Source organism: Alicyclobacillus sendaiensis NBRC 100866, from assembly GCF_001552675.1.
Lineage (GTDB): Bacteria > Bacillota > Bacilli > Alicyclobacillales > Alicyclobacillaceae > Alicyclobacillus > Alicyclobacillus sendaiensis.
In genome coordinates this window covers 1-4,563 of record NZ_BCRQ01000102.1, presented here as the reverse complement: position 1 = coordinate 4,563, position 4,563 = coordinate 1, and the positions used below count along the sequence as shown (strand labels likewise).

Sequence of the window (4,563 nt, the reverse complement as noted above, 5' to 3'; positions counted from 1 at the left end):
TGAACATGAACCCCACATGGCCTACGTTGCGCAGCCTGCCGCCAAGCGGTCTTCGTTTCACTATCGCGTTTTGCCACTCCTCCGAGCGCAAGAGATACTTACTGTAAGGCCTTTTCGACAGCGTTTATCACTCGGTCTGCTTGGAAGGGTTTCACCACAAAATCCTTCGCCCCGGCCCGAATTGCGTCCAGTACCATCGCTTGTTGCCCCATAGCTGAACACATGATGATGCGAGCTTGCGGATCTATCGCTCGTATTCTCCTGACTGCTTCAATTCCGTCCACATTCGGCATGGTGATATCCATGGTGACCAAATCGGGATGCAATTCTTGGTATAACTTCGCCGCCTGTTCCCCGTCAGAGGCTTCTCCTACCACTTCGTGCCCACGTTTCACGAGAATATCCTTAATCATCATCCGCATGAATGCAGCATCATCGACTACTAAAATTCTCGCCATGGATAACCCCCCATGAAGAGTAATATTATCTAATGAATACACAAAATTAACAGCATATATCGCGTAATAACGGTTCCATTTCACTAACCAACGGGTTCCATAATTAATGTGAGCAATGGAGATCTAAAAAGGACATCACCTTATATTGAAAAATGTATAATTTGTTAAACTCACAAACGATCATTCACACTAGAAACAAATACGATCAGCAACGCTCTTTCATAGGCCACCGTCTCTGATAATTCACAGTTCACTACAACTCCAGTGCCTCAGCAACCCTCCGCTTAATCCGTTGCAAAGCGTTATCCACTGATTTCTTCGAACGGCCCAACGTAATCGCAATTTCAGCATACGAATATCCAGCGATAAACATATCCAGCACCTTACGTTCTAACTCTGTGCACTGCGTTCCTGTTACATCCTCCAACCAGTCTCGAATTTCCGTAGTCGAAGACCAATTTTTAGGAAGGGATTCACCAGCGACAATAGATTCAGGTGAATCATAATTGGGGCAGGGAGTTACTTCATATAGCGTCTGTGGTTTTTCCGCATCCTTACTCTGCTCCCATTTGCACGGCGCATCTAGTGAAAGCGCCTTGTTGAGCGGTTCATGCTGATTCTTTTGGTATTGTTTCACCGCACTCTGCACTTCACGTGTGACGCATTTCCGAGCAAATACGCGAAACGGGCATGTGCCACGCCGATAGGATCGAACCGCTTCAAGCCATCCAATCGCTGCATGTTGTAGTAGATCTTCAAACTCAGCGCCTTGGAGAAAATATCTTTTCGACCATTTCACAAGTAGATCGCGATACCGCTTGAACATCGTTTCGAGTGCCGTCTGGTTCCCCGCCTGCGCTGCTACGATTAACCCTTCATCGCAAATGGACTCTACGCTCACAGGTCTCGTCACACCCTACACCTCCTCCTTGATAGCTCACGGAGGAAATACATGGTTAAGGAAGAAAGAGGTATCCGCGCCACCATCCCCCGGAACACTCCCTGCGATCGGATTCCAATTGGCAGCATACGGTGGACGCCTGATTCAATTTACAATCGAAATATGGGTAACGTACACGATACACAGTATGCAGATCTACTTTTAATTCAATTCCTCTCGACCCACAATCTTCTTTATACTAAACATCACAGTTTGAACTGACCAACGAGGCTCTGGAGATGTTCAGCAAGTTCACCTAGAGACTGAGCCGACGATGTAATCTCTTCAGCTGACGCCAATTGCTGCTGTGTAGCAGCGGATATGTTTTGCATCCCCCTTGAAGTAGACTCTGTTACCTCCACCACAAGGTGCGTCGTTTTGCGTAGCTCCTCAGCTTCCGCAGACAACTGCTGAGCGGCCGCAGATACTTCTTCTATCTGCTCTGCGACCACATTTACTGCTCGCTCAATTTTCTCAAATGACTCAACAGCCTGATTCACCCTTTCAATTCCGACAACCACCCCTTGCGTACTTTCTCCCATTGTCTTGACTGCAGCATTCGTCTCCTCTTGAATACTCTTGATCAGCTCTGCGATATGCTTTGCGGATTGAGCTGAACGATCAGCCAGCTTTCTGATTTCGACGGCTACGACAGCAAAACTTCGCCCGTTATCCCCTGCCCGCGCTGCCTCAATCGCGGCATTGAGGGCCAATAGATTTGTTTGATCGGCGACGCCGGAAATCATGTCGACAATTTGCCCGATTTCGTCAGAACGTTCTCCCAGTCCCTTAACTAACATCGCAAGTGAATTGAAAGCTGAACGAATAGAGTCCATTCCTTCGCGCACATATCCAATCGATTCTCTCCCATACTTCGATAATGCAGCAGCTTCACTAGCTGATGTAGACACAACTTGCGCATTGTCAGCTACTTGTTGCATGGCGTGAACCATGTCACTTATTGTCGAGAAATTCGATTCTGCCGTCCGAACTTGTTTCTCAGCAGTTGCAGCCACCTCTTCAGCAGTCTGCGCCACCACTTCAGCCGCCTTACTGCTTTCCTCAGCACTTGCAGCTAACTCCTCTGCCGATGCAGCTAATTGCTGAGATGAATTGTATATATCATTAATCAATCCATGTAATCGATTTGCCATAAGGGAAAACCCACGAGCAAGCCGGGAAACTTCATCATTCCCTCTCTTAACCACGCGCTCAACTCTTAAGTCTCCTTGAGACATACGATCAACCTGTTGAGCTATCATCGAAATTGGTTTTGAAATCCGATGGACAAACCACAGGCATACAATGGTTCCAACTATAATTGCCAAACCTAACGTTACACTCAGCATCTTAAGTACCTGATTGGCTTGCGCATTAAAATCAACCATGTAAGAACCCGCTACTATATCCCATCCCCAACTCGGATCTTTTTGGACATATACGATTTTTTCACCAACCCGATTTGAATTGGGATACGGCCACATGTAGGTGAGATATCCTCCACCTTTGTCCGCTAATCTAACTAATTCCTGACCAACCATCTTCCCGTCGATTGATTTTAGATCCCAAATATCTTTCCCTTCCAAGGTGGGATGCATAAGTTCAACTGCACGGTCATTTATGGCGAAAATATACCCATATCTTCCGATTTTAAAACCAGGATTAATAGGGCGGTGGCCATTTGCTTCCTTCGGACCCAACACTTCTTCTTTTACCATTTCCTGAGCTGAAGCGATGCTCAATTTCCCTGATTTGACTTGCTTGTTCGCCTCATTAATTAGGGCAATGACGTGAAGGACATCTTGTTTAAGTTGTATTTTGCCTGCTTGCGAAAGCTGATGCGCAGTAATTATGTAACCCGACAGGCCAATGATTAAGCTAGGGAGCACAAGCAAAGATAGGGTCATGGCCAACAGTTTTACTTTTAGCGACGAAAAGAAGTGCAGTCTCAACTTTTTCATACTCTCTCACCTATCCTCGACTGAAAGCGATCAAATCCCAATTTCATGTCTAAAAGGCCGATGATGCCTGGGTGTTGGAATCTAAGCCCTTATAAAGCACAGAAGCCGTAATTTTCGAGAACGCGGTTCCGCACAATTAACCAGTAACGTTCCACAGAACCCCAACATGAGACTCTGCCAACCCGCCAGAACAAGGATGAACGTTTGTTCGCCGGGCTGGTATCGAGCAAACCAGTCCATGAAGCATCATTGTTGAGACACGAAAATAATCCATGACTACAAATCAATACACAATAATCGTTGATACAGGGTGATCAGCATATCAAGTTGTTGGTTCTTGTGTATGACCGCTTCATCTGTCAATAATCCGTTGCGAATCTGAGCGAGCTTGACTAACTCGTTCCGCTTTCGCTCAATTTCACTCAGCAAGTCTCTCAAATCGTAAATGGACATTGGGCGTGACCAATAATATCCCTGGCTTATGTTTACACCCGCTTCTCGAACAGCCTTTAGATCTTCGTAGTTTTCGACTCCTTCGGCAATTACGGCGTTCCCCGACCCCATAAATCTTACTAAACGGGATAGAAACCTCTGTTTTGAAGGGAGTATTGAAATCCCCTGAATTAATGCGCGATCGACTTTAATCCAATCAGGTTCCAGTTCAAAGAGCGCCTCGAGACTTGTACTCCCGGCGCCCACATCATCCAGGGCAATTCGAATGCCGAGTGACCGTATCGATTTGACCATTCTGGACAACCGAGCAACGTCATAGGATATGTACTCCACGATTTCAATGACAAGTTGATGCGGTTCACAGAACCCGTCGCGAAACAAGAGTTCGAGCTGTTCTATAAAGGGGTCCTGAACCAAGCTGCTCGGCATAACATTCACGAACAGGGGTATCGATGTCATTTCAGAGGACAATCCTCGAAGGCCACTTATACTGATAGTGAGAGCTAACCAGTCTGCTTCAATCGAACGGTTCCTTTCGAAGGCAGCACGAAACCAAACATCGGGAGGAATGAATTGACCATCATATTGAGGACGGCTTAATGCCTCATGAGCACAAACAATTCCCTCGACATGATCGACGATGGGCTGATAGACCACATCAAGTGTTTGATGTTGAAGGATTTCCTCTACAGCACGCCAGATATACGTGTCGTCATTTGGGGTTAGAGGATATTTATACCCCCCCCCCCCC

4 protein-coding genes are annotated in these 4,563 nt (G+C 46.5%); all 4 read right to left on the bottom strand.

The window, feature by feature from the left end:
- Positions 1 to 98: 98 nt before the first annotated feature.
- Entirely contained in the window at positions 99 to 458 is a 360-nt protein-coding gene (locus tag AS26_RS13195; protein WP_062310493.1) for a response regulator, read from the bottom strand.
- A 253-nt stretch (positions 459 to 711) separates the two neighbouring features.
- The gene (locus AS26_RS14080; protein WP_083516123.1) at positions 712 to 1,371 is read right to left on the bottom strand and encodes a sigma-70 family RNA polymerase sigma factor; all 660 of its coding nucleotides are present in this window, start codon (positions 1,369 to 1,371) and stop codon (positions 712 to 714) included.
- Between the two features lie 233 nt (positions 1,372 to 1,604).
- The gene (locus AS26_RS14075) at positions 1,605 to 3,359 is read right to left on the bottom strand and encodes a methyl-accepting chemotaxis protein (protein ID WP_083516122.1); all 1,755 of its coding nucleotides are present in this window, start codon (positions 3,357 to 3,359) and stop codon (positions 1,605 to 1,607) included.
- A 276-nt stretch (positions 3,360 to 3,635) separates the two neighbouring features.
- The coding region (locus AS26_RS13185) for an EAL domain-containing protein (protein WP_062310488.1) at positions 3,636 to 4,563 on the bottom strand (928 nt) is incomplete at its 5' end.

Excerpts from the sequence above, each read along its gene's own strand:
- AS26_RS13195 (WP_062310493.1), bottom strand. The coding sequence starts at position 458 with ATGGCGAGAATTTTAGTAGTCGATGATGCTGCATTCATGCGGATGATG.
- AS26_RS14075 (WP_083516122.1), bottom strand. The coding sequence starts at position 3,359 with ATGAAAAAGTTGAGACTGCACTTCTTTTCGTCGCTAAAAGTAAAACTG.